The organism is Bacillus sp. SRB_8 (assembly GCF_003264205.1).
GTDB classification, from domain to species: Bacteria; Bacillota; Bacilli; order Bacillales; family Bacillaceae_G; genus Bacillus_A; species Bacillus_A mycoides.
The window spans coordinates 102,496-128,356 of the sequence record NZ_NADT01000003.1; the positions used below are offsets into that span (position 1 = coordinate 102,496).

Here is a 25,861-nt window from a genome sequence, read left to right on the forward strand (position 1 = left end):
AAAGCATAGGAAGTGGCACCTTTGAATTGGAATCAATTATGGAAGAAAGATATGTATCTTTTAATTATATTAATGGTTGTTGTTCCGATTGCTGGAGAGCTGAATTTTCATCCTTTTAATGATATGTTTCGTGTTAGTTTCGGGACACCGCTTTTCTTCTTTTTATTACTATTTTTAAGAAGAGTGCCAGCAGCAGCTGCAGGTATTCTTGTAGGTATATCTGTAGTCTTATTTCGTGTATGTCTTGACTGGGTATTGCAAGGTTCATTCCATATGACAGAATCATTTTATTTGCGTTATCCTGTGTTCTTTTATTATTTTATTTATGGAAGTCTTTTTTCGCTTTGTAGGGTGAATAAGTTTCATCAGAAGCCAATTGTGATAGGATGTCTTGGAATTACAATTGAAATTATCGCAAGTATGTCTGAACTTGCGTTTTATCATATGTTAGTGCTGGGGACAACGATAACAGTTTCTGAAGTGAATAAACTAATTATTATTGCTATTTTCCGTAGTTTCTTTGCACTTGGTTTTTTAAATATGATGAACTTATATGAAACGAAGTTAAAAGAATCACAAGTTCGAAAAGAAAATGAAAATATGTTAATGTACCTCTCTAATTTATATGTGGAATCTGTCCATTTGAAAAAAACGTTACAAAATGCTGAGTTAATTACACAAGAAGCATATCAACTATATCGAAACTTCCAAGCGAACGATGATTTAAATAGCAAAACAGCATTAAAAATAGCAGGAGAAGTGCACGAAATCAAAAAGGATAATCAAAGAATTTTTGCAGGACTATCTAAACTGTTATTAGATAAAAATGTGGCTGAGTATGTAGAAGGACATGAATTAGCGGAAATGATTGTAAGAATTAATGAGAAATATGCTGAAATGTTAGAAAAAGATATACGTTTTTCGGAACATATAGAAGGTGAGCATGCAGAATATCATGTGTACACGGTCTTATCCATTTTTAATAACTTAGTTGCAAATGCAGTTGAAGCAATTGAGGGTAGAGGTCTCATTATTATTAAGCTATATAAACGAGATAAACATATATTCTTCGAAGTAATTGACGATGGTCCTGGTATTGCACAGAAGTATAAGAAATTAGTATTTAAGCCAGGATTTACTTCAAAGTATGATCAAACGGGAACACCTTCAACAGGTATTGGACTTTCTTACATAAATGAAATGGTAACAGAGCTAGGTGGAGAAGTGAGATTAGAAGACCGAGAAACTGGCGGAGGGTGTAAGTTTATCGTTTGTTTACCGGAGTGCAGTTTAAAGCGGGAAGGAGAATAAAGTTGTTTTATTATATCGTAGATGATGATGAAGTTTTCCGCTCCATGCTTTCACAAATTATTGAAGATGGCGATCTTGGGGAAGTAATTGGAGAGTCGGAAGATGGAGCTTTTATTGAAGCGGATCAACTAAATTTTAAAAAAGTAGATATTTTATTTATTGATTTATTAATGCCAATGCGAGATGGGATTGAAACAGTTCGCCATATTGCATCCTCTTTTACAGGGAAAATCATTATGATTTCTCAAGTTGAATCGAAACAGCTTATTGGTGAGGCGTATACACTTGGTGTTGAATATTATATTACAAAACCATTAAATAAAATTGAGGTTATGTCTGTTGTACGTAAAGTAATGGAACGTATTCGTTTAGAGCGCTCTATACATGATATTCAAAAATCATTGAATAACGTTTTTAAGTGGGAACAGCCGCAAGTTCGAAATGAGCCAATGCAAGAAGGAAAAAGAATAGCAGATTCAGGGCGCTATTTATTATCAGAACTCGGTATTGCAGGAGAGAATGGAAGTAAAGATTTACTTAGTATGTTGGAATATTTATATGGACAAGAAAAAGCACAAACATTTGAATTTGGATTTCCAGCGTTAAAAGATATCTTTCACCATATAACTATAAGAAAATTAGAGAATATAGCTTCAGATGCAGATATAGATAAGGAGAGAAAAGCATCTGAACAAAGGGTACGTAGAGCGATTTATCAATCGTTAAATCACTTAGCTTCCCTTGGATTAACAGACTTTTCAAATCCGAAATTTGAAAGCTATGCTCCGAAATTTTTTGATTTCACTGTAGTTAGAAAACGGATGACAGAAATGAAAAAAGAAGAAGTAGCAACTTCTGGCCATATACGAATTAATACGAAGAAATTTATTCAAGTGTTGTATTTTGAGGCGAAAAGGTTGATGGAGATAGAGTGAAAAAAGGTGCTTATATACAAGCATCTTTTTTTATTAAATCTACATTTTATATTTTCTCTTGGAGCATGTAAAATGTTAGTTAAGAGAAACTGGTTTTAAAGTAAGGAAGTGTCAAAACAATGGGTTTTACATTAAATAAATCGATTATTAAAGAAGTATGCGGAGAAACCTCATATAAAAGAGGCGAAGCTTATTATAAATCAAATAAAGTAATAATAAATCATTATGATGAAAATAAAGAAATTTGCGAGGCAACGGTAAAAGGGAATGAAGATTTTCATGTTACAGTAGAAAAAGCTAAAAAAGGTGATGTTGTTGCGAAATGTAGTTGTCCTTCGTTAGCGTCTTTTCAAACATACTGTCAACATGTTGCGGCAGTATTGATACAAATAAATTATAATCAGCAAACCGGTGGAATGGTGCCTATTAGTAGCGGGAATATGAGTGGAAATGATCAATTAACAAGCGGGATGTTTCATTTATTTGCAGAAAAACCATTAAGACCAAAAAGTAAACAACACCGTTTTGATACACGTGAAATACTTCATGTTGAATTTATATGTACGCCAGTAGTTACGAAAAATGGTGGGGCACTGCTAGGTATTCAGTTTAAACTCGCCAAGATGTATTTTGTAAATCATATTAGAGAATTTCTTTCCAATGTGGAGAAAAGAGAGTCCTATAATTGTTCGAATGAATTTACATATACACCAGATGTACATAGCTTTAAGCAAGAAACGGATGCGATTATTCAGCAGCTCATTAAAATTTATCATAATGAAAAAATGTATGAGGATACACTGGAAGTACATGCAAAACAAGATGATAGTATGATTTTAATACCGCCAGCTTCATGGAAGGATATGCTTTCTTTACTTTCTAAAGTTGAGTTTGTGGGACTTAATCAAGATGGAAAATCTTTTCACGGTTTACAAATTTCAAAAGGGCTACTTCCTTTACATTTTGAGTTTAATAAAGGGAGTAACGGTGGGTTTACACTTTATATTGACGGCTTACAACAAGTAGAAGTAATGGATACGTATAGTTATGCTCTATTTGGAGGGAAACTGTATCAGTTGAACGCTGAGGATTGTAAGCGGCTTATCGAATTACAAAAAATGATGAATCGTTCTAGTAGTAACCAATTGTATATTCCAGCAGATAAGATGGAGCACTTTGTAGCAAAAGTTGTACCAGGGTTAATGAAGCTAGGAACTGTGCGAATAGATGAGGTAGTATCAGATTGTGTGGAAACGCCTTCGCTAAAAGCAAAATTGTATTTAGATCGAGTGAAAAATCGTTTGTTAGCAGGTCTCGAATTTCATTATGGAAACGTCGTGATTAATCCGTTAGAAGAGGATGGGCAGCCATCTGTTTTTAATCGTGATGAGAAAAAGGAAAAAGAGATTTTAGAAATTATGAGTGAAAGTGCCTTTGCGAAAACGGAAGGCGGTTATTTTATGCATAATGAAGAAGCTGAGTATAACTTTTTATATCATGCTGTTCCAACGTTAAAAGGTTTAGTTGATATTTATGCGACGTCAGCAATCAAATTACGAATTCATAAGGGAGACACAGCTCCTCTTATAAGAGTTAGAAGGAAAGAGAGAATTGATTGGTTATCATTCCGCTTTGATATAAAAGGTATTCCAGAGGCAGAAATTAAAGGGGTATTAGTGGCACTTGAAGAGAAACGAAAATATTATCGTTTAGCAAGTGGTGCTCTACTATCACTTGAGAGTAAAGAGTTTAATGATATTAATGAGTTTATAAAAGAATCTAGTATTCGAAAAGAATTTTTAAAGGGCGAAGAAATAGATGTCCCTCTTATTCGTAGTGTGAAATGGATGAATTCACTGCAAGAAGGAAACGTATTAAGTTTAGATGAGTCTGTTCAAGAATTGGTAGAGAACATTCAAAACCCTAAAAAGCTGAAGTTTGCGGTGCCAAGTGGCTTAGATGCGATAATGAGAGAGTATCAAACATACGGATTCCAGTGGATGAAAACACTTGCCTATTATCGTTTTGGCGGCATTTTAGCTGATGATATGGGACTGGGGAAAACGTTGCAAAGTATTGCTTTTATAGACTCTGTTTTGCCGGAAATTCGAGAGAAGAAACTGCCTATATTAGTTGTTTCTCCGTCGTCCCTCGTTTACAACTGGCTTAGCGAGTTGAAAAAATTCGCTCCACATATTAGAGCAGTTATTGCCGATGGAAATCAAGCAGAGCGCCGAAAAATTTTAAAAGATATAACGAAATTTGATGTTGTCATTACGTCATATCCTCTACTGAGAAGAGATATAAGGTTATATGAGCAGCCATTTCATACGCTATTTCTTGATGAAGCACAAGCGTTTAAAAATCATACGACGCAAACTGCAAGAGCGGTAAAAACAGTGCAGGCGGAGTACCGTTTTGGATTAACAGGAACACCTGTAGAAAATTCATTAGAAGAGCTATGGTCTATCTTCCACGTCGTCTTCCCAGAATTATTACCGGGAAGAAAAGAGTTCGGTGATTTAAGACGTGAAGATATTGCGAAGCGGGTAAAACCTTTCGTGTTAAGAAGGTTAAAGGGTGATGTATTACACGAACTCCCAGAAAAAATTGAGCACTTGCAATCATCAGAACTTTTACCAGATCAAAAGAGGCTTTACGCAGCTTATTTAGCAAAGTTAAGAGAAGAAACTTTAAAACATTTGGATAAAGATACGTTACGTAAAAATAAAATTCGGGTTTTAGCTGGTTTAACGAGACTACGGCAAATTTGTTGTCATCCTGCTTTGTTTGTTGATGACTATAAAGGTAGTTCAGCTAAATTTGATCAGCTGCTAGAAATTTTGGAGGAATGCAGAAGTACAGGGAAGAGAATTCTTATCTTTTCCCAATTTACGAAGATGCTTTCGATAATCGGACGTGAATTAAATCGTCAAGCAGTTCCATACTTTTATTTAGACGGGAGTACACCAGCGCAAGAACGTGTAGAGCTATGCAATCGGTTTAACGAAGGAGAAGGGGATCTATTTCTTATTTCGTTAAAAGCTGGTGGCACAGGACTAAATTTAACAGGTGCAGATACAGTTATATTGTACGACTTGTGGTGGAATCCAGCTGTTGAACAACAAGCTGCGGATAGAGCGTATCGAATGGGACAAAAAAATACAGTGCAAGTGATTAAGTTAGTAGCACATGGAACAATTGAAGAAAAAATGCACGAGTTACAAGAGAGTAAGAAAAATTTAATCGCTGAAATTATCGAGCCGGGAGAAGAGAAGTTATCTTCTATTACGGAGGAAGAAATCCGCGATATTCTTATGATTTAATATGGAAAAAGCTATGCTTTCATAGAGATGAAAGCATAGCTTTTTTGTTGTAATAATTATATTTTGTTTTGTACAAAGTAAAGAGATAAAGTGAAACTTTAAATAGTGGGAGTTGTTCGTCTCCCACTATTTATTTTATTTCTTTGTACCTTTACTTTTGTATGGTTTTGCAGCTTTCTTTTTCGCACTTGATTGCCAACGGTTCCATCCTTTACTTCCTGTACCTTGTCCTACACCTTTTTTCGGTTTTGCTTTCGTTTTACTCATATGATCACTCCGTTATATAAAAAATCTGATTTGATAATAGCCAATGTTTTAGAAAAATACTATCGATAAATGACTATGCTTGCTTTAAATAAAAACAAACTGCTTGAATGCTATAGTATATCATGAAATTGCGAGTAAACTGAAAGGAATTATAAAGAAAATGAAAATAATAAGAAATACTGCGGATTCTATATTTCGAACAATCACACTAGTTGTTGTATATATGTTAGTTTCAATTAGTGAAATGTTTTTTGGATTGAAGAGACAAAGGAAATAAAAATGTTATATTAAGAACAATCGGTAAAGGCATAAAATAAAGAATTGAAAAATATTTTAAAACTTTTTGTTGACTTTATCTATTTTTTGTATAGAATAATCATTAATAAAATGTTTCAGAGATGTGACAATAAAACGACTATGAAAGGACGAGTAGTAGTAGGATGTAGTTTAAGCGAGTCAGGGACGGTGTGAGCCTGATACGAAGCCTATTATGAAGAACCTCCTGGAGTCGCTAACCGAAATCCTTTATAGGAAAGTAGACTTAGCCGGGAACTTCGCCGTTACAAGAAGAACAGTATCGAGATTTTTTAATCTCCGTACTGTATAAGTGAGCAACCTCTGTTGCTAATTTGGGTGGTACCGCGGAACCAAAGTCTTTCGTCCCAGTTTTTTGGGAAAGAAGGGCTTTTTTTGTTGGCTTCTTTTCACAACATCCAAACATTTTAGGAGGAAACCACCATGTATCAATCATTAATGACAGTAAGAGAGACTCAAATCGCAATTAAGGAAGTTAAAACATTTTTCGAGGATCAATTAGCAAAACGTCTTGAACTATTCCGCGTATCTGCACCATTATTCGTAACGAAAAAATCAGGATTAAACGATCACTTAAACGGTGTAGAACGTCCAATTGAATTTGATATGTTACATTCAGGAGAAGAATTAGAAATTGTACATTCACTAGCGAAGTGGAAAAGATTCGCATTACATGAATACGGATATGAAGCTGGTGAAGGTTTATATACAAACATGAACGCGATTCGTCGTGATGAAGAACTTGATGCAACGCATTCCATTTATGTTGACCAATGGGATTGGGAAAAAATCGTTCAAAAAGAATGGCGTACTATCGATTACTTACAAAAAACAGTACAAACAATTTATGGAATATTCAAAGAATTGGAAGATCACTTATTTGAAAAGTATCCGTTCCTTGGAAAGTATTTACCAGAAGAAATTGTTTTCATTACTTCTCAAGAACTGGAAGATAAATATCCAGAATTAACACCGAAAGATCGTGAACATGCAATTGCGAAAGAACACGGTGCAGTCTTTATTATTGGAATTGGTGATGCACTCCGTTCAGGTGAAAAGCACGATGGACGCGCGTCCGATTATGATGATTGGAAATTAAACGGTGACATTTTATTCTGGCACCCAGTACTACAAGCTTCGTTCGAATTATCATCAATGGGAATTCGTGTTGATAGTAAAGCACTTGATGAGCAATTAACGAAAACTGGTGAAGACTTCAAACGTGAGTATGATTTCCATAAAGGTATTTTAGAAGACGTACTACCATTAACAATTGGTGGTGGTATCGGCCAATCAAGAATGTGTATGTACTTCTTACGTAAAGCACATATCGGTGAAGTTCAATCTTCTGTATGGCCTGATGATTTACGTGAAGCTTGTAAGAAAGAAAACATTCATTTGTTTTAATATAAGTGAGAGGGAGAGTGGCTCGAAAATAGAGTTACTCTCCCTTTTTTATTGTGTAAACTGGTGGTTTACAGTGAGTGTTACTAATAGTTTCTTTCTTTTTTATCTCCTTTTATGTAATAATTTGTTAAAGGAGGGGACGTTATGAACTTAGGAGCACAGCTAAAAAAACTACGAGAGTCAAAGGGTTTTTCGCAAGAGGATGTTGCAAAGAAAATCGGTGTAACTAGGCAAGCGGTGTATAAAGTGAAACTTTAATCAGTAAAGCGATTTATCGCACTGATTATTAGTTGAACCAATCGGGCTTTTATAGGCAGTTAATCCCATCTGGCTTCCTTGATGTATTTAAAAGCTATGATGGGATTTAGTGCCTGTTAAAGCGGGGTAAGTGGGAAAATGATAAAAGTTACCCTGACATTGATAATTTAATTTTATTGAGCGAAATGTACAACGTTACGCTCGATGAATTAATAAAAGGGAATCAAAACTTTAAAGAGAAAATACATATTGATGAAGAAGATGAGGATTTTGAGAAAGAGAATGAGTTTGGTTTTTATATTGGATTTGGTTTGCTAATTATGAGTGCTTTCATTGATTACGAAGGAATTCAAGAGATTTTATTAGGGGCTGCGCTATTCATGATGGTCTTTTATTCCGACGTGAAGAAAGTTATTTTGAATGAATTTCGCTCGTTATTTAAAGGGAAAGATATATATGATAAGAAGTGAGAAGAGTCCGTTATATTTCCTAGGAAAAGGTATTGCGAACAATATAATTGTTTTATAACGATTTTTAGATATAGGTAATATGTTAAAAAGCTGTTTGTATAGATTCTTGAAATCTATGTGTAAAATGATAATAAAGTTATTTAATTTTAAAAGCTCAAACGAGTACAGCCCCGTTCTAAAGTTAGGACGGGGCTGAAAATTTAAGTTTTATGGAGTAAGAATGTGCTTCAAATATTTTTAATTCAGTAAAGGCTTTTTATAAAACATCACTTACTTATTTGTTATCGATTTCTTCCGCCAAACCGATTAAAATTCCTTCGGTTCCACGAATGTAGCAGAGTCGATACGAGTTCTCATACTGAACTACTTCTCCAACGAGCTGAGCACCATGCTTAGTAAGTCTGGATACCATTTCGTCAATGTCCTCGACGGTGAACATGACGCGCAGATAACCGAGGGCGTTTACAGGAGCTGTCCGGTGATCTGCTATAGTAGGTGGGGTGAGAAATCGCGAAAGTTCAATTCGGCTGTGACCATCTGGCGTAACCATCATAGCAATCTCTACGCACTGAGAACCGAGTCCAGTTACGCGACCAGCCCATTCACCTTCGACAGTAGCTCGCCCTTCGAGTTTTAATCCAATCTCCTTGAAGAAAGAGATTGCGTTATCAAGAGATTCTACAACGATGCTGACATTGTCCATTCTTAGTAATCTGTTGTTTGCCATAGTCTTTATCTCCTTATGTGTAAAAATTTATCCCGCTATTTGCAGGCAATAAGACTCCCACCTCAAAATTCGGCGAATGCGAGGAAGTTAGGTGGGAGATAACTGCCCGATTGTTGAATAGAATGACTTGCTTCCGTTTTTTAACAATTTTATTGTTCTTCAAACGACTTGATTTTAAACTAAATAACCTTTTTCTCACTTTCCACTATGCAAACAGCTTTCTATTTATATAGGAAGGAAATAGATTCATATAATTTGTTGTAAGTTTTACTGGTGGAAATTAAATCATTTGCACTAAAGGTTCAATTTTCGCCATAAATGATTGATGAAGTGCTTCAACACCCGTTACTAAATGAAGACGGTCAATAACGACAGATACTTTAATTTCTGATGTACTTACCATTTTAATATGAATATCTTCTTCTTTTAAAGTAGTGAACATATTCGCAGCAACTCCTGGGTTAGATACCATACCAGATCCTACAATTGATACTTTTGCTAAATGATTTTCATGTTCTACAGATTCGTAGTGAAGTGCTTCTTGATTTTGTTCCAATACTTCTAATGTTTCTCTTAAATCATTAGAATGGATTGAGAAGGAGAGGTGAACAGTTCCTTCATTTGTAATACTTTGAATAATAATATCTACATTAATATGTGCTGCTGCTAATGTAGAGAAAACTGTTGAAAGTGCACCTTGTTCTAATCCTTTAATTGTGACGCGTGTAATATTATCCTCAAATGCAATACCTTTAACGATTGATTGTTGTTCCATGTTACATTCTCCCCTTACAATTGTTCCGTTTTCTTGTTCCATACTTGAGCGAACTTCTAAAATTACATTATGATTTTTAGCAAATTCAACAGCGCGTGGGTGTAATACGCCAGCACCGAGGTTGGCAAGCTCTAACATTTCGTCATAAGAAATTTCATCTAATTTATAAGCATCTTGTACAACTCGTGGATCAGTCGTATATACGCCGGTCACATCCGTATAAATATCACATTTTTTTGCTTTTAGTGCAGCAGCTAATGCGACAGCAGTCGTATCGGAGCCACCGCGACCAAGTGTGGTAATTTCATTTTCTTCACTTATTCCTTGGAAACCAGCTACTATAACAATCGTGCCTTCAGTAAGGTGAGACTGAATACGAGTGGTGTTAATGTCAGTAATCCGTGCACTACTATGTACAGATTCTGTCGTAATACCAGCTTGCCATCCTGTTAATGAAATTGCGTTATAACCTTTTGTTTGTAGTGCTATTGTTAATAATGAAATAGTTACTTGTTCTCCTGTAGATAGGAGCATATCCATTTCACGTTTACTTGGATTTTCAGTAATAGCGTTAGCAAGTGCTACAAGTTTATCCGTACTTTTTCCCATTGCTGAAACGACAGAGACAATACTATGTCCTCGTTCATATTCTTCAATAATTAAATTTGCTACATGTTGAATGCGTTCGACGCTTCCGACAGAAGTACCGCCAAATTTTTGTACAATCGTTTCCATTACGAATTCCTTCTTTCGTCCATTTTTAAGAATAGGTTAGGACATATACAAATCCCAATATTCCTGTAGTTACCAGAGAGAAAAACAAAAAACACCATCTCAAATAAGTGAGGATGGTGCTGTTACAGGAAAAGGGAAACAGAAAACGGAGCTAATAAAAAAAACGCCAAAAAAGGAATATCATAAAAATGATATCTCTTTTTTGTAGATAGCTCTTCATACGTACACGTCTGTACATATGACAGTTCTGTTTCTATTCGAAAACAGCCCCAATTGATAAATGCAGAGAAATTTATCAATTTCGGCAACACTTCCTTTCCTCTAAAATCATAGACATCTCTGTGTCTCCTTTAGAATACTTATAAGCGTTGCAACCTCTATCTCACGTTTTAGGCGAGAGTGTATGATTTATGAAGTTGTTGGTAACATTTGTTTTATAATAATTTAAATTTTTCAGGGAATCAAGTGTTTTTTGTATTTTTTTGAAATTCTATCTTTTTATTAAATTAGTTTGTGAAAAATGTAGCAAAATCGATTCATTGCATGTACATTGAAAATATAGCGCATGGGAGGTGGAAGGATGGGGAAGAAAAAGCCTATTTATGTAGCCACAGAAATGAACACAACAATGGAGAAACTATGGGCATATACACAAGAGCCTGATATACATACAGAGTGGGATGCTCGTTTTACTGAGATTTCGTATTTAGAAAAAAAAGAGGGAGAACCACAGAAGTTTTTATATAAAACAAAGATCGGATTTGGACTTGAAATAGCCGGAGAAGGGGAATCGATAGGTGAAATAAGAAAAGAAACTGGAGAACGCATTTCCTCTTTAAAATTTTGGACAGACAATCAATTATCACTTATACAAATAGGGCGTGGTTATTGGAAGTATACACCGAATGAAGAACATATTCATTTTGAAACGCAATATGATTATGATACGAGATTTGGTCGTATAGGAAATGTGATAGATTTATATGTTTTTCGTCCACTATTAGGTTGGGCGACAGCATGGAGTTTTGATGTTTTAAAATTATGGTTAGAAAAGGGACTTCATCCTAAGTTGCTAATTAGAAGAACGATGACGTATTGGCTAGTTTGCTTTTTATTTGCTTTCGTATGGTTATATCAAGGGATTGTACCGAAATTGATGTTTACTCATTCAGAAGAAGTAAAGATGCTTTCTGCACTAATCGGATCGAATGAAAGTAGTATTTTTATACTTAAAATAGTTGGATTTTTAGAAATAATATGGGGTGTTATGTGGCTATTGCCACTTCAAAAGCGAAAACTATTTATATTGCATATTATATTGTTGATAGTTTTAACATTAGCGGCAGGATCGACGAATATCGCTAGTTTTACGCAACCGTTTAATCCGATTACATTAAATTTTCTTCTAATAGGGTTATCGATTGTCGGTTATATAAATAGCACTAATTTGCCAAGCGCAAAAAATTGCAAGAGGACGAGAAAGGGATAAGTATATGGTTAATATTTATGAAAGATTATTAGGGGATTCTTATAAAAGGCTTCATCCAAAATTGCAGGAACGATATGCGATAACAAAGGAAAATAGCTTTATTGGCAAAGGGGAAATGGATGAAATTTATGGAGGATCTTTTTTCGTTAAATTAATATTAAAAATTACATCGAAGTTTCGAATGTTTTTCTCTGAGCGAGGGCAAAAAGTTCCGTTTGTGATACATAATACCGCTGAGCGAGATGAACATGGAAATGAGTTTGTACGGTGGAATCGTACTTTTTATTTTCATAATAAGAAAAGATATTTTAACGCTGTTATGCAGTTGGATGAAGAGAATAATGAAATTGTAGATTATTTTGGTGAGCCACATTTACTCGTTTCTACATTGAATTTTTATATTGATGAAAAAGGCGGGATGCATATTTCTTCAAAGAAACAATGGTTTTTTATGTTTGGAAGAAAAATCCCGTTACCAAAATTTTTATATGGAGAGGCAAAAATTGTTGAAAGTTATGATGATGCACTGCAATGTTTTCGAATTCATGTACAAGTACGGAATCCGTTAATTGGTTCGTTATTTTCATATAAGGGAACATTTGTGGAAAGGGAATAAACGATATGAAAAATATACTATTTGGGCTTGCTTGCTATATTATTTTTCTAATATGTGAGTGGTCAAATGTAAACCCAGTTGAAGCAATTATTTTATTATCTATTTTGTTATTTATCCCGATGTCTTTTTGTATTATTGACAAGAAAAAAAGAAATGGATCGTATGTATTATTTTATAAATTTGTATCGTTTTTATATCCAATCGCAGCAATCAGTGCGATGCTAGCTTTCGTAACAAATCACTATTTCTTTGCGCTACTTTGGTTTGCATATACAGGAATCGTTGCGTTATTTGGTGTAAGTAGATTGTTAGAAAGAGGATGGAAACCGATAGAAGAGACGGCTATCGATAGTGCGTTTATTTATTTGTTTTTAGGTGGTTTTTGGTTTTTTGCTTCAGTAGCAAAGGTTTCAATTATGCACTTTAGTTCTGACATTGTTTTACTTACAGCGGCACACTTTCATTACTCGGCATTTCTATTGCCGTTATCAGCTGGTTTACTTGGAAGGAAAAGAGAGCGGGGAAGTAAGTTATATGACGCTATTATGTTTATCATCGTCATTTCTCCAATGACAGTTGCGATAGGAATTACATACTCAAGGATATTTGAATTTTTTGCAGTGTTCATATATTTATGTGCGATTTATGGATATGGGATTTATGTTTGGCGCACGAAATTTAATGCTATCAGTGCAAAGGTTCTCCTGATCATATCGTCTAGCACACTCATGGTAACAATTATGTTTTCACTTATATATTCATATGGGAATTTGAAACATGTAATGACGATTACAATTGCTCAAATGGTTTGGATTCACGGTGTTGTCAATGGAATTGGAGTAGCGTTACCAGCATTTGTCGGCTGGATGATTGAAAAGAGTACTCCGAACTATAAATATTACGGGAAACGAATGAGCGGGTTAAGAGGAAATGCGATAGTTGGTGAAGCATTTTTACATAATAGAAATTTAATAGATAGCAAGGAATACAAAGGTTTAGTTGATAAAATGAATGATTTTCATAGTGAGGCATTTGACGTGACGAAGATTCCTTTAAGTATTACTCGTTTCTATGAAAATACAAAAGAGTATGAGTTACAATCGCATATAAAATGGAATCGTTGGTTCCGCCCGCTTGCATTTTGCTATGAGAAAATGAGTAAGCGTGTAGGACAAATACATTTAGGAATGGGCGGTAAGTGGGAAACGATGCATGGCTCTATCATTGGGGTAATAGATGAGAAGGATGGAGGAGAGAATGTAAGGGCTTGGCTAAGAAAAAATGAAGCAGGAGAGACAATTTTTGTAGCTCTTTATTCAAAGCATACATACAAGAAAGATAAATATATGAATATCGCATTACCGTTACCATATTCAAATATGACTGGTATTTTGAAGTTATGCAATGATGATAATGCTTTAATCATTACAAGTAAGTTAAGAGAGAATGGCAGGGGAGATGAGGGGATTTATTTACATACTCGTTTCTTTACAATACGTTTACCATTAGCAGAGACTTTTATTATTAAAGAGAGCAAGGATCAAATATTAGAAGCTAATCATAGAATGTGGATATTTGGAGTTAAGTTTTTAGAAATTGATTATGAGATTAAGAAAATAGAGGGAAAGTAAGAAAAGCTTGGAGAGATTCCAAGCTTTTTTATGTATGGGTAATTGTCATAGCAACTTGTTTATCCAAGTCTCGGTCCCAAACACGCTGAATTTCAAACGTACCTTTTTCAAAAAATAATGGGAATCTTTCTTTAAACCACTCTTGCATGGGAAGCTGTAACGCAGAGTCAATTGGAACCCATACTAATTCTCCTTCTGGAGGGTGAGGGAGAAGGTTACCTTCAAATGAATTTGTCCAATAATTGAAAACCATATAGCGAACCTGTTCTTTTGGATTTACATATTCGTCTAATCCTTTAAAGATTAAATTAGAAACAAGTAATCCAGTTTCTTCTTTTACTTCTCTTATAGCGGCTTGAACGATACTTTCTGGGAAATCTACTTTTCCGCCCGGAGCGATGTAACCAGGGAAGCCTAGATGATCCGGCCGTTGTATTAGTAATACTTCATTATTATGCTGAATCATACACATTGTATAAATGCGGTGTTCGATACTTTTCCAATGCTTGCTCATACGAATCTCCCCTCTTATAGTTTAACTATAGTTATTTGTTCCAAAAAATACAATAATAAGACAAAATTATACAAAATGCAATTGACTAGTACTAATTTTCAGAACTATAATTACTCTGTTATATAAAAAATTGTACTTGAGAGGGGAATATATTCTATGAAAAATAGAATAATTGCAGCAGGAATAATCGCAGCTAGTATATTATCTTATTCATCTAGTAGTTTCGCACAAATAAAAACGTTTCCAGATGTCCAAGCAGGGCACTGGGCAGAAGATTCTATTAACTACTTAGCAGAAAAAGGCGCAGTTACAGGTAACGAGAAAGGAATGTTCGAGCCTGGAAAAGAGATCACTCGTGCAGAAGCAGCTACAATGATGGCTAAAATCTTAAACTTACCATTCGATAAAGATGCTAAACCATCTTTTGGTGACTCTCAAAACGGATGGTATACCCCATACATCGCAGCTGTAGAAAAAGCTGGTGTTGTTAAAGGGAAAGGCCCAGGCGTATTTGATCCAACTGGGAAAATTGACCGAGTTTCAATGGCCTCTCTTATTGTAGAAGCTTACAAATTAGATTCTAAAGTAAATGGTACTCAAGCAACTAAATTCAGTGATTTAGAAAAAAGCTGGGGTAAAGCAAAAGCTAACATCCTAGTTGAATTAGGGATTTCTGTTGGTACTGGTGATAAATGGGAGCCTGAAAAAATTCTAACTAAAGCAGAGGCAGCTCAATTTATTAAAAAGGCAGATTCTCTTAAAATAGGTAACCCTTTAGTAGAAAAGGTAGTTATTATTGATCCTGGTCATGGAGGATTTGATCCAGGGAATCCAGGGCAAGGTGTAGAGGAAAGTGAAATTGTATTTGATATATCTTTAAGATTACAGCAATTGTTAGAAAAAAATACACCTTTAAAAGCTTTGTTAACACGTGAAGAGAACGGAAATCCAGGAAGTAACAAGAATGAGTCTCTTGTGAATCGAGTGAAATTTGGTCAAGAGAACAATGCAGATATATTTGTAAGCATTCATGCAAACTCTTCTCAAAATCATGATGGTTATGGAACGGAAACATATTATTATAAAAAATCCAAGCGTGGAGAAGAGACACAGATTGAAAAGGATAGCGAAGTATTAGCGAAAAAAATTCAAAAGCGAGTAGTAGAGGCACTACATACAAGAGATAGAGATATAAAAGATGATCATTCATTTTATGTAGTAAATAAAAATACAGTACCAGCAGTTTTAACAGAGCTTGCCTTTATTGATAATAATATAGATAATGGCAAATTAGCTACTGAATCAGGAAGACAAATTGCTGCAGAGGCAGTTTATGCTGGGATTTTAGATTATTATGAGTGGAAAGGTTTCGATGTTTCAAAATATCGTTTAGCTAAATAAAAAATATTAATTGTTAAGTCCATCATCTATATAGAGATGATGGACTTTTTATATGAGTTTATATAATTTTGTATCAAAATAAAAAGATATATCGTATTATGCTGATTACAAATAAAATAATGGTAGATTAGTTTATTTGTATCACGTATACTTTTACTGTTGACTAATTAAGAGTTTGTTAGTTTAATAGGGAAAATTTTATTGAAAAGGGAGGCAAGTTAACACGGGACAAGCATATACATAACGTGTTAAAAAAATATGAAAAAAGTTATTTCTAATGTGTTAGCAGTGACAGTCGCACTTCAAGTAGTGATGGCTCCGGCAACTTCATTTGCAGCTGAAAAGGAATTTCCAGACGTTCCGAAAGATCATTGGTCGTATAAAGCAATTACTAATTTAACATCAAAAGAAATTATTGCAGGATATGATAATGGTAAGTTTGGATTCGGGGATGTTGTAAATCGTGAGCAAGTAGCCGCATTAATATATCGTGCATTAAAACCAGAAGCGAAAAGCGAATATAAAAATCCATACTCTGATATTAGCGAAGGAACGACAATGTTCCAAAATGAAATTTTAACTTTAACAGATATGGGGATTTTCGTAGGTGATGGTAAAGGAACATTTAGACCGAAAGAATCTTTAACTCGTGCTGAAATGGCTGTGATTTTACAGAAAGCCTTTAAACTAAAAGTAAAAGCTAATCATACATTTAATGATGTTCCGAAAGATCATTGGGCAAATGAAGCGATTAGTGCATTAGAGTCTAACGGTGTTGCTGCAGGTAATGGAGCAGGTGCATTTAATCCAACAGGTGTTTTAACACGTGAAGAATATGCACAATTTTTATATAACGCTATGGCATCGTATATCGATTTAGATGTAACATTACCTTCTAATGTAACAGCTCAAGAGATTGATAATTATATTAAAAGATATCATCCCGATAGTCCGCTTGTTGGAGTTGGACAAGACTTTATTAAAGCGCAAAACGAGTATGGCGTGAACTCTTTATATTTAGCAGCACATGCAATCTTAGAGTCTGGATACGGGAAATCAGAAATTGCATATCGTAAACATAATTTATTTGGACTACGAGCGTATGATTGGGACCCATTCGCACATGCAAAATATTTACCATCTTATGGATTAAGTATTTCATACAATGCTGATTATGTGAGAAAGAATTACTTAGAACAAGGTGCTAAGTATTTCAAAGGTTACACATTACCTGCGATGAATGTAATGTATTCAACTGATAAAGAATGGGCTGGCAAAATTGCTAATATTATGGAACGTATTAAGCCTTTCAATAACAAAGATTATCAAAATGTAAACCGATTGCCGAAAAACCCTAATACATTAAATGTAGAGGCATTAGGCGAAACAATTCCATATAAAGATTATGTAAAAGATGCGAAAGCTACTGTTCAAACTGTAGGATCTTACTATCAAGTTCCATTCCCGTTTAACAATCCAATAAAGAGTGTACCAAACGTTACACAAAATGAAGTTGGAAAATTAGAGAATGGTACAAAAGTAAATGTATATCGTGAAGATCCAAATGGCTGGGTAGAATTCTCATTTGAAAATGCTCCAGAAAAATATTGGACATTGAAGAAGAACTTAAAATTATAAATAAAAAAGGTGTTTTCATATATGAAAACACCTTTTTTATTTATATTCAACACGTAATATTTGTAGATTCATTATGATTTTCTTTTTTATATTTCTACCAATAATTTAACAGTTTCATATATAATTAAAGTTATTAAAGATTGAATTTTCTGTGTTTATCTTCGGGTATTAACTTAATTTGAAAAGAGGAGAGAGATATGCAAGGAGAAATACCAACAGAGAAAAATTTAGGTTATGTCGGTAAATTGTTATTGCCAGTTAAAGTGTCACCGCACTTTAAGTTTTTATGGATTGGGCAATTACTTTCGACTTTAGGTAGTTCGATAACGATGGTTATTCTGCCAGTCGTTGTGTATTCATTAACTGGTTCAACAGTTGTAATGGGAATGACTATGGCAATATACATGCTTCCTAATATTCTTGCGTTACCGTTTGCTGGATTAGTCGTGGATCGAATTGACCGGGTGAAATTGATGTTATTTACAGATATAATTCGCTGTATATTAATGCTCTTATTTGCAACACTTATATTTATGGACATTTTAACAATTCCACTTTTATATGTACTTGTTGCATTATATGGACTTATGGAAGGGATATTTCAGCCGGCATATTCAGCTGTAAGAGCGAAAGTATTTGTACCGGAAATTCGAAATGCAGCTAATGCATTAACGCAAATGAGTAATCAAGGAATACGATTAATTGGCCCAGCACTTGGTGGGTTAATAGTATCAGTTACATCTGCAGGGATAGGCTTCGGACTAGATGCAGCAACGTATTTGTTATCATTTTTATGTTTATTATTTTTAAAAGAAATTAAGTTTAAAAAAGTAAAACCCATTGAAAAGAGTAAGATCGATTACAAACAAGAGTTTATGGAAGGTATTTTAGTTTTAAAAAGTCATCCGTGGTTGTGGATTACCATTCTAGTCTTTTCTTTCGTTAATATTTGTTATGCAGGCGTTATCGTTGTATTAATTCCATGGTTGTTTAATGTTCATCATCATTTTGAAGCTTACGTGTATGGCTTAGGTATGGCTGCTTCTGGTGCTGGAGCTGTAATTGCAGCACTAATTTTTGGTGGGAGGCAGCGGTGGCATAAGAGAGGGTTACTTGCGTATGGTGGTGTTTTAATTAGTGGAATGGCGTTATTAATTATGCCTTTCGTTTCTTGGGCACCCGCCTTAATTGGATTAATGGCAATTGAAGGATTCGGTATTATGATATTTGGGCTTATTTGGGAAACAAGTTTACAAGAGCTTGTACCAGAAGAAGCTTTTGGAAGAGTGGCAAGTCTTGATATGTTAGGCTCATTTGCTTTATTACCATTAGGGTATGTGGTGGTAGGCTGGTTAGCTACTGTAATAGGTGGAAAGATAACAATTATAATGCTAGCTATTTTAGTACTCATAACAATTGGAATGGCATTGTCTGTACCAAGTATTCGGCGGTTCGATTGATTATGTAGGCAAAAAGGGGGGATGGTATATGACTATAGAAAACCTACATGATTTAGTAGTACATGAGTTAGGATGTAAATACGTTTTGGGAGAAAAGGTATTTGAAGCAAGGAATTTCACGGTGTATATTGCTACTCCTATAGAAAAAAATGATATATAATCGATTCATCTTAATTAAGCATTTGTCTAATGAAGAGCCTTCAGTACATGTTTGGGACAAAAAAATCTGTGTAGACGCTACAAAAATACATATTGCAAAAGAAGTGACAGAAGCAATTCAATCGGGTTTTGTAAATAAAGAGTAAGCCCTAATCAAATTAGGACTTACTCTTCATTAAACACAAATGTTTGCTTCATTTTTTTACTCTCATGTACTGGATGACCGTTGTAAGAGAAATTCTTTTCTTCCCAAGTAATGACAACTTTAAAATTATGGCTATTAAAGTCTAATGGGAATACCATGTAGTCAAAGCTTGTATGACTTTTTGAAACGTTGTTATTAGATGAAGTAGGATTAAAGGTAGCTTTAGATGTAGGTGTGTTATCAAGTATTTCCACCGATACATTTACAACATCATTACCAATATTTTTTAAGAGTAAACTATACGTATCATATACACCTTGTTTTGGCTGCACGGCTTGCTTGTTTGAGTTATGAGATTTGTCAATTTCGATATACCACTGTTTAGACTTTGACGCAATTGGTAGTGATTGAAATGTGTATGCACTAGCTTGTATTGGTAGTGCTAAGCATATAAGCGTAAAGAGAGTTATTATTTTTCGTTTCATTTTGAAAAACCCCCATTCTTTAACAAAGTTATTTGTTATTATTCGCTCTGTTTGAGAAAATATACCATATAATGTAAGGGGGTAGGGGATGAGTCTCGGCTTAGGAATCATTATAGTATTCGCTACGGTTATATTTGGCACGTTTGCTTAATAGCTGGTATATACGCGATCCATATGCTGGCTGATACACACCAAATTCAGTCAGAGTGAATTGTAAGGGAGAACATTATATTGAAAGTACTAGTGAGCACGGGGAGTAGTATTTTTCTACAATTTTTATTTTTGTATATATTTATTTCGGGTATTTTATTGGAAGTTAACCCTTGGTATGCGGTAGTTTTATATACAAGCATTGCGATGCTAAGTCTATTTCTTGCGATATATTCAATTATTAGCTCTATAAGGAAGAGTTCGACTGCTATCTTTCTTACAATACTGGTTGGAGTTGAAACGTCGTTATTTGCAATATTAATTATCGGCTTTACAGTGTTTGCTTATTTTTTACCGGAAGCCGGTATTCCACCGGTAATTAGTTTGTAGTATAAGTGGATGTGTCAAAAGATAAATGACATTAAAGTGATATATTAAGGGGAATTAGATAAGGAAGCTGTGTAGAGATTTTTCTACACAGCATTTTTTGTGTCTAGCGTTCAATTACATATGTTTGTTGGTATGTATATATCGCCTGTGTATCAATTTATTTGAAGATGGAGAGTTCCACGTATGAATCAAAAGAATGTTAATATGAAAAAATTACCAATAAATATGTTAAAATAACATTGTCATATAACAAGGGGGATTCGTTTGATGGAAAAAGAGCATCTTGCTAAAGTAGATTTAACGAAAAGAATTGAATCAAAATCTAAGTACAATAAGAAACTTGAAAAATATCAAATGCGCTTATTGGCACTACAGCAAATATTAAAAGAAGAGAAAATAGCCGTTATGATGGTTATGGAAGGTTGGGATGCGGCAGGTAAAGGCGGAGCAATTAAGCGAGTGACTGAACATCTTGATCCACGCGGATTCCAAGTAAATCCAATTGGAGCGCCTGCTCCTCATGAAAAACGGTATCATTATTTGCAACGTTTTTGGCGGAAACTGCCTCAGTACGGGCAAATTACTATATTCGACCGTTCATGGTATGGGCGTGTATTAGTTGAACGTGTTGAAGGCTTTGCTACAAACGAAGAGTGGACGAGAGCGTATGATGAAATTAATGATTTCGAAAAACTATTAACAGATGATCATTACATAATAGGAAAGTTTTTCTATCATATTAGTAAAGATGAGCAGTTAAAGAGATTTACAGAAAGAGAGAACAACCCTCTTAAAAGGTGGAAAATTACAGATGAAGACTGGCGAAATCGTGAAAAATGGGATGAGTATGTCGAAGCAATAGAAGACATGTTTGAAAATACAAATAAGCCGAATGCAAAATGGCATATTATCGCGAGTAATGATAAATTATACGCCCGTTTGAAAACATTGAAAGTAATTATTTCATTAATTGAGGATTATTTCTTAGAGCATAATATAGAATTACCTTCTTATTATAATGAAATAAAAGAAGGAAAGAAAAAGAAAATTGAATCTGTGCAAGATGCAGGAGTCAAATAGTAAAAAGGTTTGTATAGGAAATATGAAGGGAAGCTGTCTTGTAATTTGGTAAACCCAAATTACAAGACAGCTTTTTAGTTGGAAGTATTTTATATATTTATATAAAGCGAGTGTACCAATTATTTTAGTTTGTGCTGTAGTAAGTTTGTTGTTTTAGGAAGGGGAAGCTTTAAGAAAGAGTAGTAGGGGAATAGGCTAAATATGAATCGCATTTTAATTATGGAACGTTAGCTGTCAAAAAAATTTATAGAGTTATTTTGGGAACTCCTCGGTAATGGGCGAAACGTAAACCGTGGAGTTCTTTATTTTGTGATTATAGGCATATGTATCACTGTCATTAAGTATTTGCTTTCATTCATTATCCGTCAAGATCAAGTTTTTGAAGTTTAGAAAGGTAAACTGAATAATATTAATAAGTTGTATAATTGTTTTTTACATGTCATGAATGGGCACGTATCAAGTTCAAATAACGGATGCATAATATTATTTTCATAGGATTTTAAATATATTTTTCAAAGGGGTGTTCTTTAAATGTTTATAAAACCTATAAATTTAGCGATTCGATTTTTTCTAGAATTATGTGCTCTTGCATCACTATGTTACTGGGGCTTTCAATTTTGGGAAAGTGTATATGTGAAATTTATTTTTGGCATTGGCTCACCACTACTTTTTGCGACAATATGGGGGATTTTCATTGCACCTAAAGCATCATTAAAGCTGCCAGAACCATATAGGTTTATGTTGGAAATCATATTGTTTGGAGTTACCTCAGTTGCTCTATATGTTGTTGATCAAATAACCTTAGCTATTATTCTTGGGATGGTATTTATAATAAATCGCACTATAATCATTATTTGGAAACAATAATTTTTTTGCTAAGTTTCTTCACGAAAGGAACTTAGCATTATTTAAGGTGTAGGAGTAACGAAATATGGATAAATTTAAGCGCTTTAAATTTTGGGATTTTGTTGTTTTATAGTACATTAACAAGAGATATTAGTTTCATAGGGAGGGTGAGGAAATGATAGATACAGCAGATGCTTTAATAAGTAAGCGTATGTATACAGAAGAAGAGCAACAAAAATTATATAAACGAACGTTAATAATCGTAAGTATTTCACAAATGTTTGGCGGAGCGGGATTAGCTGCTGGAATTACAGTAGGTGCACTTCTTGCACAGCAAATGCTTGGGACGGATGCGTATGCAGGATTACCGGCTGCTATGTTTACAATGGGATCTGCGGTAGCGGCTTTCTTTGTTGGGAAGTTATCGCAAAAATATGGTCGCCGAATAGGACTTGCAACAGGGTTTATAGTAGGGGGACTAGGGGCTATTGGAGTTGTATTGGCTGCGTTAACAAATAGTATTATTCTTTTACTAGTTTCTTTACTCATATACGGTGCAGGTACAGCGACGAATCTACAAGCTCGTTATGCTGGTACCGATTTAGCAGATAAGAAGCAGCGAGCAACTGCTATTAGTATTACGATGGTTATGACGACTTTTGGTGCGGTGGCTGGTCCGAATTTAGTAGGTGTAATGGGGGATTTTGCTGATTCAATTGGAATTCCTAACCTTGCTGGTCCGTTCATATTATCAGCAGCGGCATTTATACTTGCGGGTCTTGTTCTTTTTGTTATGCTTCGTCCAGATCCGTTAATTATTGCTAACATAATAGAAAGATATAAACAGGAACATACATATAAAGGGCAACCAGTAACAGAAGAAATAATAGAGAATAAGCGTGGTGTTACCGTTGGAGCAATCGTTATGATACTTACTCAAATAGTGATGGTTGCGATTATGACGATGACGCCAGTTCATATGGGACACCATGGTCATGGTTTAAGTGCAATAGGGCTTGTAATTGGTTTTCATGTAGGTGCAATGTACCTTCCATCGCTTGTTACAGGAATGTTAATTGATAAAATTGGCCGTACTACGATGAGTATAGCTGGTGGGATGATTTTACTTGCAGCGGGTGTCATAGCTGCGATAGCACCGAGTGATTCTTTATTATTATTAATTGTTGCTCTTTCTTTACTTGGATTAGGATGGAATCTCGGATTGATTTGTGGTACAGCACAAATCGTTGACTCCACAACTCCTTCTACACGTGCTAAAACACAAGGGAAAATAGATGTTTTTATTGCGTTAGCCGGAGCTTCAGGTGGAGCGATGTCAGGAATGGTAGTAGCTAATTCCAGTTATGCGGCATTATCATTAGTGGGAGGGGCTGTAGCCCTACTGCTTATTCCAGTTGTGATATGGTCTCGGATAGGTAAATAAATTTCATGAAATTAAAAAGAGGTTCTAGTTATTCCCTAGAACTTCTTTTTAATGTATTTAACTTAAATCCCATGCCACAATAAGCCCTAAATGCGTAAGCCCACCACCAAATCCGTATAGCAAAAGTGTGTCTCCGTTATTTAATCTTCCTTTTTTTCTAGCTAAATCTAAAGCGAGTGGAATAGAGACGGAAGATGTATTCCCCATATCTTCCACACTCGTTAATGTTTTTTGAATAGATATTTTTGATTTTTCGCAAATAGATTCAATCATTCTTAAGTTAGCACTATGTGGTATGAACCAGTCTATATCATCTATTTGCAAATTTGCAGTATGTAATAGTTCTTTTATGCTGTATGGTACTGTTCGTACAGCCCATTTATATACTTCTCTTCCATTTTGAACAATTTTTTCACTTGTTTGTAGTGGTGTGCCATTCATAGTAGTAGATAAGTTTGTTCTGTATAGATGAATGCCACCGTCACCGTTTGTTCCCATGTGAGCAGCGATAAAGCTTGGTTTGTTTTCATCTCTTTCTAATAAAATAGCTCCAGCGCCATCACCGAACAAAATACAGGACGTTCTATCGGTGTAATCAGTAACTTTAGATAATGTCTCTGTCGCTATGACGAGTACTTTTTGATGTGATCCAGAAGTGATTAAGCTATTACCGACATGCAGTCCGTATGTGAAACCAGCGCAAGTCGCATTTAAATCAAAAGCTAGTGTATGAGGTATGTTGAAGTATTGTTGTATTTGGCAAGCAACACTAGGGAAAACATAGTCAGCAGTAGTTGTAGCGACGATGATACAGTCAATATCCTCTAAGTTTTTCTTATATGTTGTACACAAATTTTCGATTGCTTTAATGGCTAAGTGTGAGGAGTATTCGTCTTCGTTAGCAATTCTTCTTTCTTTCATGCCTGTTCTTTGTACAATCCATTCATCATTCGTATGGACCATCTTTTCTAAATCGTTATTAGACAATACTTGATCTGGAACATAAGTACCAATTGCGGTAATACGAGATTTAGAATTCATAGGAACATCTCCTAACTTATTTTTATAACCTGATACTAATATCAGGTTATAAAAATGTCAATAAAGATTTTCTGTTTAATAAAATTAATATATTTTAATAAATAGAAAGGGATTTGAGGAGTGATGTCCAAATAATATACGGAAAGCTTCTAAAATTGATACTTTGAAGGGGTCTGAGATTCTTGAAAAGAATCATTTATTTGTTGTCTCTTGTTTTAATTTGTAGCTTTACTTTTTTTATTTTGCCAGAGAAATCTTATGCTTGTGACTGTATTAATGTATCACCAGAAGATGCATTTCAAAAAAATGATGTGGTGTTTGAAGGTAAGGTGTTAGAAGTTCAAGAGAAAGGTGAAGGCGGAATTAAAACATTATTTGAAGTGAAGAAAATTTGGAAAGGGACAAGTTCTTCGCGAATTATTATATATACAAGTGTAAGTAGCTGTGCATTTCGTTTTGCAGAGGGAGGAGAGTACTTAGTCTTTTCTTCTTATAGAGGAGAGGAAAAGTTAGAGACATCTATCTGCAGTGGAACGAAGAGATTAGATGAGGCAGAGATTGAGAAAAATGCTTTAAGTCATATTGCAAAAGAGTCTGTTCCGACGAAGAAAGTGGATTTAAAAGATGAAATGGTAAGCGGTTTAAGTTGGTGGCAAGTAACTATCATTTCTATAGGTGTGTTATTGTTAATTGCTGTTGTTATTTTTATTGTGAGAAGAACTCGCAAAAAATGACGATTAAAGTAAAAATATAAAGATTTTCTTTCTGTTTCTATAGGTGGTTTAATCTTGTGAAAGCGAATTACTTATGCTACACTTTATGTAACTTAAAATGAACGGAGGGGCT

22 protein-coding genes, 2 pseudogenes, 1 riboswitch and 1 other annotated feature are annotated in these 25,861 nt (G+C 34.6%); of the genes and pseudogenes, 18 read left to right on the top strand and 6 right to left on the bottom strand.

All coding sequences use genetic code 11. The features are described 5' to 3' along the window. Positions 1-12 precede the first annotated feature (12 nt). The 3 genes from B5P40_RS00775 to B5P40_RS00785 all read left to right on the top strand — a co-directional run bounded on the left by B5P40_RS00775 (position 13) and on the right by B5P40_RS00785 (position 5,572). The gene (locus B5P40_RS00775) at positions 13-1,311 is read left to right on the top strand and encodes a sensor histidine kinase (protein WP_142936352.1); all 1,299 of its coding nucleotides are present in this window, start codon (positions 13-15) and stop codon (positions 1,309-1,311) included. 2 nt (positions 1,312-1,313) lie between these two features. Continuing rightward, positions 1,314-2,246, top strand: coding sequence for a response regulator (locus B5P40_RS00780; RefSeq protein WP_113708687.1), 933 nt, complete (start codon positions 1,314-1,316; stop codon positions 2,244-2,246). A 119-nt stretch (positions 2,247-2,365) separates the two neighbouring features. After that, a complete protein-coding gene (locus B5P40_RS00785; RefSeq protein WP_113708688.1) occupies positions 2,366-5,572 on the top strand; it encodes a DEAD/DEAH box helicase in 3,207 nt (1,068 codons plus the stop codon). Between the two features lie 135 nt (positions 5,573-5,707). Here the strand turns inward: B5P40_RS00785 and B5P40_RS00790 are convergent, their stop codons facing one another. After that, positions 5,708-5,839, bottom strand: coding sequence for a DUF3934 family protein (locus B5P40_RS00790; RefSeq protein WP_000047589.1), 132 nt, complete (start codon positions 5,837-5,839; stop codon positions 5,708-5,710). Positions 5,840-6,247: 408 nt separating this feature from the next. Continuing rightward, positions 6,248-6,507: a binding site (T-box leader), on the top strand. 70 nt (positions 6,508-6,577) lie between these two features. On the opposite strand from B5P40_RS00790, the gene asnA reads away from it, so the two are divergent. From asnA to B5P40_RS00810, 3 genes and pseudogenes are all read left to right on the top strand, one after another. Further along, the gene (gene asnA / locus B5P40_RS00800) at positions 6,578-7,561 is read left to right on the top strand and encodes an aspartate--ammonia ligase (protein ID WP_002126735.1); all 984 of its coding nucleotides are present in this window, start codon (positions 6,578-6,580) and stop codon (positions 7,559-7,561) included. Positions 7,562-7,705: 144 nt separating this feature from the next. Then, on the top strand, positions 7,706-7,819 hold the full coding sequence (locus B5P40_RS00805) for a helix-turn-helix transcriptional regulator (RefSeq protein ID WP_002064746.1): 114 nt from the start codon (positions 7,706-7,708) through the stop codon (positions 7,817-7,819). A gap of 128 nt (positions 7,820-7,947) precedes the next feature. Next, positions 7,948-8,289 (top strand): annotated as a pseudogene (locus tag B5P40_RS00810) (helix-turn-helix domain-containing protein); the annotation flags it as partial. 274 nt (positions 8,290-8,563) lie between these two features. On the opposite strand, the gene B5P40_RS00815 reads toward B5P40_RS00810, so the two are convergent. After that, entirely contained in the window at positions 8,564-9,016 is a 453-nt protein-coding gene (locus B5P40_RS00815) for a VOC family protein (protein ID WP_113708689.1), read from the bottom strand. 280 nt (positions 9,017-9,296) lie between these two features. Beyond that, positions 9,297-10,526, bottom strand: a complete 1,230-nt coding sequence (locus B5P40_RS00820) for an aspartate kinase (protein ID WP_002031134.1) — start codon at positions 10,524-10,526, stop codon at positions 9,297-9,299. 201 nt (positions 10,527-10,727) lie between these two features. Then, positions 10,728-10,914, bottom strand: a riboswitch (Lysine riboswitch). Between the two features lie 192 nt (positions 10,915-11,106). On the opposite strand from B5P40_RS00820, the gene B5P40_RS00830 reads away from it, so the two are divergent. The 3 genes from B5P40_RS00830 to B5P40_RS00840 are packed head-to-tail and all read left to right on the top strand — an operon-like array spanning position 11,107 to position 14,262. Continuing rightward, the gene (locus tag B5P40_RS00830; RefSeq protein WP_113708691.1) at positions 11,107-12,015 is read left to right on the top strand and encodes a DoxX-like family protein; all 909 of its coding nucleotides are present in this window, start codon (positions 11,107-11,109) and stop codon (positions 12,013-12,015) included. A gap of 4 nt (positions 12,016-12,019) precedes the next feature. Continuing rightward, positions 12,020-12,631, top strand: coding sequence for a DUF4166 domain-containing protein (locus B5P40_RS00835; RefSeq protein WP_113708692.1), 612 nt, complete (start codon positions 12,020-12,022; stop codon positions 12,629-12,631). Positions 12,632-12,636: 5 nt separating this feature from the next. Further along, entirely contained in the window at positions 12,637-14,262 is a 1,626-nt protein-coding gene (locus B5P40_RS00840) for a YndJ family protein (protein ID WP_113708693.1), read from the top strand. Positions 14,263-14,290: 28 nt separating this feature from the next. On the opposite strand, the gene B5P40_RS00845 is transcribed toward B5P40_RS00840, so the two are convergent. Continuing rightward, complete coding sequence (locus tag B5P40_RS00845; protein WP_113708694.1) at positions 14,291-14,776, bottom strand: 8-oxo-dGTP diphosphatase; 486 nt, start codon at positions 14,774-14,776, stop codon at positions 14,291-14,293. A gap of 156 nt (positions 14,777-14,932) precedes the next feature. On the opposite strand from B5P40_RS00845, the gene B5P40_RS00850 reads away from it, so the two are divergent. The 4 genes and pseudogenes from B5P40_RS00850 to B5P40_RS00865 all read left to right on the top strand — a co-directional run bounded on the left by B5P40_RS00850 (position 14,933) and on the right by B5P40_RS00865 (position 19,580). Next, a complete protein-coding gene (locus tag B5P40_RS00850; protein ID WP_113708695.1) occupies positions 14,933-16,177 on the top strand; it encodes an N-acetylmuramoyl-L-alanine amidase in 1,245 nt (414 codons plus the stop codon). Positions 16,178-16,435: 258 nt separating this feature from the next. Further along, positions 16,436-17,815 carry an S-layer homology domain-containing protein gene (locus B5P40_RS00855; RefSeq protein ID WP_113708696.1) on the top strand — a complete coding sequence of 460 codons (1,380 nt, stop codon included), beginning with the start codon at positions 16,436-16,438 and terminating at the stop codon, positions 17,813-17,815. Positions 17,816-18,012: 197 nt separating this feature from the next. Then, on the top strand, positions 18,013-19,275 hold the full coding sequence (locus B5P40_RS00860) for an MFS transporter (RefSeq protein WP_002193108.1): 1,263 nt from the start codon (positions 18,013-18,015) through the stop codon (positions 19,273-19,275). 28 nt (positions 19,276-19,303) lie between these two features. Further along, positions 19,304-19,580: pseudogene (locus tag B5P40_RS00865) on the top strand (hypothetical protein). 19 nt (positions 19,581-19,599) lie between these two features. Here the strand turns inward: B5P40_RS00865 and B5P40_RS00870 are convergent. Further along, entirely contained in the window at positions 19,600-20,064 is a 465-nt protein-coding gene (locus B5P40_RS00870) for a hypothetical protein (RefSeq protein WP_002126753.1), read from the bottom strand. A 231-nt stretch (positions 20,065-20,295) separates the two neighbouring features. On the opposite strand from B5P40_RS00870, the gene B5P40_RS00875 reads away from it, so the two are divergent. The 4 genes from B5P40_RS00875 to B5P40_RS00890 all read left to right on the top strand — a co-directional run bounded on the left by B5P40_RS00875 (position 20,296) and on the right by B5P40_RS00890 (position 23,974). Beyond that, the gene (locus tag B5P40_RS00875) at positions 20,296-20,604 is read left to right on the top strand and encodes a hypothetical protein (protein ID WP_002126754.1); all 309 of its coding nucleotides are present in this window, start codon (positions 20,296-20,298) and stop codon (positions 20,602-20,604) included. Between the two features lie 267 nt (positions 20,605-20,871). Continuing rightward, on the top strand, positions 20,872-21,684 hold the full coding sequence (locus B5P40_RS00880; RefSeq protein ID WP_002126756.1) for a polyphosphate kinase 2 family protein: 813 nt from the start codon (positions 20,872-20,874) through the stop codon (positions 21,682-21,684). 531 nt (positions 21,685-22,215) lie between these two features. After that, positions 22,216-22,551, top strand: a complete 336-nt coding sequence (locus B5P40_RS00885) for a YrdB family protein (RefSeq protein WP_113708697.1) — start codon at positions 22,216-22,218, stop codon at positions 22,549-22,551. A 154-nt stretch (positions 22,552-22,705) separates the two neighbouring features. Continuing rightward, positions 22,706-23,974: an MFS transporter gene (locus tag B5P40_RS00890; RefSeq protein ID WP_113708698.1), complete on the top strand. Its 1,269-nt coding sequence runs from the start codon at positions 22,706-22,708 to the stop codon at positions 23,972-23,974. A gap of 57 nt (positions 23,975-24,031) precedes the next feature. Here B5P40_RS00890 and B5P40_RS00895 read toward each other — a convergent pair whose 3' ends face one another. Beyond that, complete coding sequence (locus tag B5P40_RS00895) at positions 24,032-25,015, bottom strand: ketoacyl-ACP synthase III (RefSeq protein ID WP_113708699.1); 984 nt, start codon at positions 25,013-25,015, stop codon at positions 24,032-24,034. A gap of 182 nt (positions 25,016-25,197) precedes the next feature. Here B5P40_RS00895 and B5P40_RS00900 point away from each other — a divergent pair, with 182 nt between their 5' ends. Next, positions 25,198-25,749 carry a hypothetical protein gene (locus B5P40_RS00900; RefSeq protein WP_016126767.1) on the top strand — a complete coding sequence of 184 codons (552 nt, stop codon included), beginning with the start codon at positions 25,198-25,200 and terminating at the stop codon, positions 25,747-25,749. The last annotated feature ends 112 nt before the right edge of the window (positions 25,750-25,861 follow it).

What these genes read in the sequence shown, in the direction of transcription:
- B5P40_RS00785 (WP_113708688.1), top strand. Translation starts at nt 2,366, where the DNA reads ATGGGTTTTACATTAAATAAATCGATTATTAAAGAAGTATGCGGAGAA.
- B5P40_RS00790 (WP_000047589.1), bottom strand. Translation starts at nt 5,839, where the DNA reads ATGAGTAAAACGAAAGCAAAACCGAAAAAAGGTGTAGGACAAGGTACA.
- asnA (WP_002126735.1), top strand. Translation starts at nt 6,578, where the DNA reads ATGTATCAATCATTAATGACAGTAAGAGAGACTCAAATCGCAATTAAG.
- B5P40_RS00805 (WP_002064746.1), top strand. Translation starts at nt 7,706, where the DNA reads ATGAACTTAGGAGCACAGCTAAAAAAACTACGAGAGTCAAAGGGTTTT.
- B5P40_RS00815 (WP_113708689.1), bottom strand. Translation starts at nt 9,016, where the DNA reads ATGGCAAACAACAGATTACTAAGAATGGACAATGTCAGCATCGTTGTA.
- B5P40_RS00820 (WP_002031134.1), bottom strand. Translation starts at nt 10,526, where the DNA reads ATGGAAACGATTGTACAAAAATTTGGCGGTACTTCTGTCGGAAGCGTC.
- B5P40_RS00830 (WP_113708691.1), top strand. Translation starts at nt 11,107, where the DNA reads ATGGGGAAGAAAAAGCCTATTTATGTAGCCACAGAAATGAACACAACA.
- B5P40_RS00835 (WP_113708692.1), top strand. Translation starts at nt 12,020, where the DNA reads ATGGTTAATATTTATGAAAGATTATTAGGGGATTCTTATAAAAGGCTT.
- B5P40_RS00840 (WP_113708693.1), top strand. Translation starts at nt 12,637, where the DNA reads ATGAAAAATATACTATTTGGGCTTGCTTGCTATATTATTTTTCTAATA.
- B5P40_RS00845 (WP_113708694.1), bottom strand. Translation starts at nt 14,776, where the DNA reads ATGAGCAAGCATTGGAAAAGTATCGAACACCGCATTTATACAATGTGT.
- B5P40_RS00850 (WP_113708695.1), top strand. Translation starts at nt 14,933, where the DNA reads ATGAAAAATAGAATAATTGCAGCAGGAATAATCGCAGCTAGTATATTA.
- B5P40_RS00855 (WP_113708696.1), top strand. Translation starts at nt 16,436, where the DNA reads ATGAAAAAAGTTATTTCTAATGTGTTAGCAGTGACAGTCGCACTTCAA.
- B5P40_RS00860 (WP_002193108.1), top strand. Translation starts at nt 18,013, where the DNA reads ATGCAAGGAGAAATACCAACAGAGAAAAATTTAGGTTATGTCGGTAAA.
- B5P40_RS00870 (WP_002126753.1), bottom strand. Translation starts at nt 20,064, where the DNA reads ATGAAACGAAAAATAATAACTCTCTTTACGCTTATATGCTTAGCACTA.
- B5P40_RS00880 (WP_002126756.1), top strand. Translation starts at nt 20,872, where the DNA reads ATGGAAAAAGAGCATCTTGCTAAAGTAGATTTAACGAAAAGAATTGAA.
- B5P40_RS00885 (WP_113708697.1), top strand. Translation starts at nt 22,216, where the DNA reads ATGTTTATAAAACCTATAAATTTAGCGATTCGATTTTTTCTAGAATTA.
- B5P40_RS00890 (WP_113708698.1), top strand. Translation starts at nt 22,706, where the DNA reads ATGATAGATACAGCAGATGCTTTAATAAGTAAGCGTATGTATACAGAA.
- B5P40_RS00895 (WP_113708699.1), bottom strand. Translation starts at nt 25,015, where the DNA reads ATGAATTCTAAATCTCGTATTACCGCAATTGGTACTTATGTTCCAGAT.